Consider the following 5101-nt stretch of genomic DNA (forward strand, 5'->3'; position numbering starts at 1 on the left):
CCGGCTCCACCTGGGAGGGCGTGCAAAACACCGCAACCGCCGCTGGCTCCAGCCAGCAACGTCCCTGATAGCGCTGCACGGAAAGGGAAAAATCCAGAGATTCCGGCACACTGGCAATGGTGGGATCCAGCAGGGGATGGGCCCTGGCGAACGCAGTGCGGAGCATCAGGGCGTGATATTCCACCAACTCAGTGGGAAAGCCCTCTGTTGGTCGCTGCTCCGGGGCCTGATGCCAATGCTGATACCGCACCTCCAATCTGATGCCGCCCCAGCCCCGGCGAAGACGGCAGCGCCCCCCGGCCACATGGATCCGCCTTCGGCCACTGCTGTTCTCCTCCAGCACCAGCGGCACCACCACATCCGCCTGATGCCGCTCGGCAGCGGCGAGTAGGTAGCGCGCGCAGCCCGGGGCCAGCAGGACGTCATTCTCCACGCAGAGCAGATGGGTGACGCTGAGCCGCTCCAGGGCCAGCAGCCGAGCCTGGTTGGCGCCGATGAACCCCTGACGTCGCTCCAGCTGGAAGCCTCAGTGCTCGGCCGATTTCCGCAGGGAATCCCCCACGGCCGGGGGGGAGCCACCATCGATGAAAAGGACCGGCGTCCCCGCCGGCACCGCATGCAGGAGAGCCTCAATTAGGGGTTCTGGCCAGCCATAGCGATCGCGTTGGCTAACAACGACACCTAAGGAATGGGTCATGACGGGGGCGCCTGTTCGCAGGCCCGGACAAGGACCTCCAGAGGGGCAAGAGCGGGCCAACCCGTCGGACCGACCTCCATTATCCGACGCAGAACGGTAGCTGGGGCTCGCCCCCGCAGCCAGGGCGCCAGCCAGGGGTGGGCCACCACCCTCACCGTGCAGGGTTCGGGCGAAAAGCCGGCATGGCGCTTGAAGCGATCAAGGTCTGAGCGAGGTGGAATCATCTGGCGCCCCACGGCCACCGCATCGGTATGACCCCGGGCAAAGAGCGTATCCAGAACGCCGTCGTACAGGCAATGGGTGGGATAGGCCCAGGCCAGGGCAGGGTCCCACTGCAGCGCAAGCCCATGGGCCGTGCGGTCGCTCTGCCAGAGAAGCAAGAACGCCGCCAATCGCCCCTCCACCCGGGAGCCCCAGGCTGTCATCCGCGGATCCTCCGCCAGGGCACGGCAGAAGCGCAGCCATCGCTGCGGCCGGCACCAGATGTGGTGATTGGAGCGCCTGGCGGCAACCGCAGCGCGATTCACCGCCACGCCCTCACCCTCCAGCTCCTGCCAGGAGATGGGTCCGACAGCCGTGAAGCGCTTGCCGAGGCGCAACTTCTGCCGAAACTGGCGCTGCTGGCGACCTGGGCCATGACCATGCCGGCGGGCCACAAAGCTGACCAGCGGCTGCGCTATTGCCTCGACGGATGGGTAGAGGGCGACCAGCCGCCCGCTGCGCAGCAACACCGCTCTCACCTCCTCCGGGGAAGGCTTCACCACCAGGGCACCTGGCAAGCTCTGCAGCGAGAAGCGACCAATCGGCCTCCAGCAGGCATGCGGTCCGACGATCACCGGCTCTCCCGCAGCGCGGAGAGTGTTGGCAAGGGTTCGGACCGCGGCGGAGCCTTCGTCGCCCTGGACATTAGCGCGAGCTTCCTGATCAGGTGACACGGACAGGCACATCTTTTCAGGCGGAATAATTTTAGGCGGTGGTCGTACAGCCCCCGATCCCCAGAAGCGAGCGCCAGAGCAGGGCCTGCCGGCCACCACTGACCAAATTCCTGCTTGCTAACCAGCGTGCGGACCCGATGGTGCTCGCCAATCCCACCGGCACCTGAACCGCCGCCGACGGCGCCGCCCTCTACGGCCTCGAGCGCTGGGGGGATCCCTCGATCTGGTGGAGCTGGTGCAGGAGCTGCAGGGGCGCTATCTATCGCTGCCGCTGCTGATCCGCTTCGACGACATTCTCGAAGACCGGCTCGATGTGTAACGGCATGGTCAGAGCACTCGCCACCACGGCACCGCCAGCACATCCGGGGCGAGCCATTCGACGCTGCTGCCGGTGTGCAGCAGGAGGCCCGCGCGGGCCTTGTTGCCGTACTCCGCGCGGAAGGTGCGCAGGTGGGCGCAGTCCGCCAGCCGCGGCGAGGCCGTCGCCTTGACTTCGATCGGCAGCAGCTTGTTCCCTGCCTCGATAACAAAATCCACCTCCTCGCCGATGGTCGTGCGCCAGTACCCCAGCTCCGCCCTGGCGATGCGCGCGTCGCGCCACACCAGCAGGTCGTGCAGCACCAGGTTTTCGAGATGGGAACCTTGCGGTTCTGATCCGGCCAGGTGCAGAGCGATGCCGGTGTCGCCCCAGTACAGCTTTGGGGCCTTGATCAGCCGCTTGGTGCGATTCACGGCATAGGCCAGCGGTGCACCGTGGGTTGCGACAGAGCCACGTCGCGCCCCAGCTCGGTCTGGTTGCGGAGCTGCCCCAGGCGCAGGGAGGCCGCCTGCATCAGCCGGCGGAAATCCGGCAGTGAGCTGATCGTGGCGAGGTCCTGCAGGTCGCGCTCGAGATAGGTGCGCACGTAGCCGTCGAACCAGATGGCGCGCTCAGCCGGACTGGCCAGCTCGATGGCCGGTGTGGGGAAGCCACCCCGATGCGCCAGCGCACGCCAGTCCTCCTCAAGCCCGTCCCCGGCGGCGAGCAGGTCGCGCCATCCTTCATCGGGCGTGTCGAGGAGCTCCTCCCAGCGGCCGGCGTGCCCCAGCCCGAGCTGCTCACGACGGGTCATCGGCCAGAGGGTGAGATAACTGGCGCGGCCGGCGAGCGATTCGGAAACTTGCCGCATCAGGAGCAGGTTCGCCGAACCGGCTAGCAGGAAGCGACCAGCGCTGCGGTTCCGATCGATGGCCCGCTTCACGGCGCTGAGCAGACCTGGCTCACGCTGCACCTCGTCGAGTGTTATCGGCTCATGGCCTCCCACCAGCGCCTCTGGATCGCGCCTGGCGGCATCGAGCACGTCGAAGTCGTCCAGCGTGCGGTAGAGCCTTTCACCTTGAACGAGCTGTTCGACCAGGGTGCTCTTGCCGGTCTGCCGCGCACCCGTGACGACCACTGCCGGCATCACCGCCAACCGATCGGCGAGGGCGCCGCTGACCAGACGGGGAAGAAAATTCATGCGGTGGATGAAATTCATTCACTGCATGAATGGCAAGGGGGCGGTCGAGGGCCGCAGGACAGAGCGGCGGGCATGGATACGCCAGCGGGCCCATATCAAGCACTTCCCAGGCAGGAATGCGGTTAGAGCGGGGTTCGGGCCCGTAAAAAATTAATTCGCCTCGGCTATCTGGCTGCCGATTGGCTAGTCCAACCTGGGCGTGCGCGATTGACCTGAAAACGGGAAAGGGCCCGAACTGCTGGGCCGGAAAGAAAACGCCCTTAATTAGATCCCCAGCCAGGTAGCGCTTATGATCGGTCTGCGCCATACAATGACGACTAAGCAACTCACCATCGGGAGCAAAGCACAGGACCGGATCCGCTCGGCCCAAAACTCATCCGACCGTCAAGCAGCGCACTGGTTTCTTCCACACACCTTTTAACTGTAATCCAAAAAGCTGAATTGAATCGCATGGACATGCGAGTGCACTCTTACGTTTATCTACGCCAATCCATACACCTCCAGTGGCACCTGCCATCCCTTGACGTTATGGCTACCTAAGGGCACCACAACCAGCTCCGGTGGCAGCAGCTGGCGCAACTCAGCGCTGATCAAAATGCTGTGGTCTGGAAACTGGCGCGTAAGACCCTCAAGCCTGCTGGCGATGTTTACCGCAGAGCCAATCACGGTGTACTCCATGCGCTGGGAGGAGCCCAGGTTGCCAGCTACCACTTCACCCACATGAATGCCAATGCCATGACGAAGGGGCGGCTGGCCCGCAAGCTCTAGCTCCTGGTTGAGCCGCTCCAAACTGAGCTGCATCGCCTGGGCAGCCCGCACCGCCGCTAGAGCCTCCGCCGCCTCCCCTCGGCTGCGGGGCAAGCCAAACTCCGCCATCAACGAATCGCCAATGAACTTGTCGAGCAACCCCTGCTCAGCGATCACCGCCTGGGCTAAGCCATCGAAATAACGGTTGAGCAAGGAAAGCAAATCCACCGCCTCAAGCCGGGCACTGAGGGGTGTAAAGCCGACCAGATCGGTGAACAGCACTACACAGCGAGCGCGCTTACCACCCAGCTGCGTCCAAACGGGGCCGGGCTCCCGCAAGATGTCCTGGAGCAGGCCAGGCGAAATCCGTTTGCTGAGCAGCTGATGTAAAACCTGGCGCTCCCTGGCCTCGCGCCAGCCCAAGGCCGCGCTGCGCCATCCCCCTGCGAGGCCCGGCAGCAACAGCAAACTTGACAGGGGCAGCCAGAAAAAGGCTGTCCACCAGACCAGGGCAGCCAGCAGGACTGCGGCCGTCAGCCAGCCCAGGCTGAGCAGCGTGGCCTGCCGCGCCGTGACCACCCGCGTCAAGCTCCAGGCCAGCAGCGCAGCCCAGCTAAACAACAACGCCAGCTGGCCGGGATCGGGCAGAAACTGAATCGAATTACCGGCAAGCGCACTTGCCAGGGCAGCCGCCTGCACCTCCGTGCCGCTCTGGGGACCGAAGGGTGTCTCCAGCTGACCGCCCAGCTCAGCAGCCGTGGCACCGATCACCACGGTGCGGCCACGCCAAAAAGCAGCGGGCTGCTCCAGCAACTGCCAGGCCGGTACGGCAGCCAGGGTGCCGGCGGGCCCAGGAAAATTGATTCCCCGCACGGGCGTGGGCGGGGCCTGAGCGCTGGCGGCCCAGGCAAGCGCTTGGGGCAGGGGAGATTGGAAGCCAGCCAAATGGGCTGCAATCCAGTCACTACCAGGGATGGCATCAGTAATGCCCTGGGGGCTCTGCAACAGGTTGGTCAGTCCCACCGCTATGCCGGCGTACAGGGGCATTTGCAACTGCACCTGCTCCAGGTCTTGTTGACTGCTGCCCGCGAATGACGCTGCCAAGACAAGCTGAGACCGCCAGGGCGCCAAACGGCGCTGAAAAGCTGCGTCATCGGCCGGGCCGAAACGGCTGGGCTGGGCTAACACCAGGTTGAACACCACCCGGCGAGCACCCCGCTCCA

At 65.1% G+C, this 5101-nt stretch carries 6 protein-coding genes; 1 reads left to right on the top strand and 5 read right to left on the bottom strand.

Annotated elements, in window-relative coordinates; genetic code table 11:
- The coding region (locus tag KBZ15_RS18205; protein ID WP_396123544.1) for a hypothetical protein at positions 1–433 on the bottom strand (433 nt) is incomplete at its 3' end.
- A 9-nt stretch (positions 434–442) separates the two neighbouring features.
- On the opposite strand from KBZ15_RS18205, the gene KBZ15_RS18210 reads away from it, so the two are divergent.
- The gene (locus tag KBZ15_RS18210; protein ID WP_255016636.1) at positions 443–637 is read left to right on the top strand and encodes a hypothetical protein; all 195 of its coding nucleotides are present in this window, start codon (positions 443–445) and stop codon (positions 635–637) included.
- A 56-nt stretch (positions 638–693) separates the two neighbouring features.
- On the opposite strand, the gene KBZ15_RS18215 is transcribed toward KBZ15_RS18210, so the two are convergent.
- The 4 genes from KBZ15_RS18215 to KBZ15_RS18230 form a co-directional block, all read right to left on the bottom strand.
- Complete coding sequence (locus KBZ15_RS18215) at positions 694–1533, bottom strand: GNAT family N-acetyltransferase (protein WP_255016637.1); 840 nt, start codon at positions 1531–1533, stop codon at positions 694–696.
- A 426-nt stretch (positions 1534–1959) separates the two neighbouring features.
- Positions 1960–2364 (bottom strand): DUF4143 domain-containing protein, encoded by a 405-nt coding sequence (locus KBZ15_RS18220; protein WP_255016638.1) that lies wholly within the window; start codon positions 2362–2364, stop codon positions 1960–1962.
- Positions 2361–3131 carry an ATP-binding protein gene (locus tag KBZ15_RS18225; RefSeq protein ID WP_255016640.1) on the bottom strand — a complete coding sequence of 257 codons (771 nt, stop codon included), beginning with the start codon at positions 3129–3131 and terminating at the stop codon, positions 2361–2363. The genes KBZ15_RS18220 and KBZ15_RS18225 overlap by 4 nt, the downstream gene beginning before the upstream one ends.
- A gap of 480 nt (positions 3132–3611) precedes the next feature.
- Positions 3612–5101, bottom strand: a 1490-nt coding sequence (locus tag KBZ15_RS18230; protein WP_255016641.1) for an adenylate/guanylate cyclase domain-containing protein, incomplete at its 5' end; no start/stop codon positions are given.

This window comes from Cyanobium sp. BA20m-p-22 (assembly GCF_024346275.1).
Classification (GTDB): Bacteria; Cyanobacteriota; Cyanobacteriia; order PCC-6307; family Cyanobiaceae; genus Cyanobium_A.

Excerpts from the sequence above, each read along its gene's own strand:
- KBZ15_RS18210 (WP_255016636.1), top strand. The coding sequence starts at position 443 with ATGGGTGACGCTGAGCCGCTCCAGGGCCAGCAGCCGAGCCTGGTTGGC.
- KBZ15_RS18225 (WP_255016640.1), bottom strand. The coding sequence starts at position 3,131 with ATGAATTTTCTTCCCCGTCTGGTCAGCGGCGCCCTCGCCGATCGGTTG.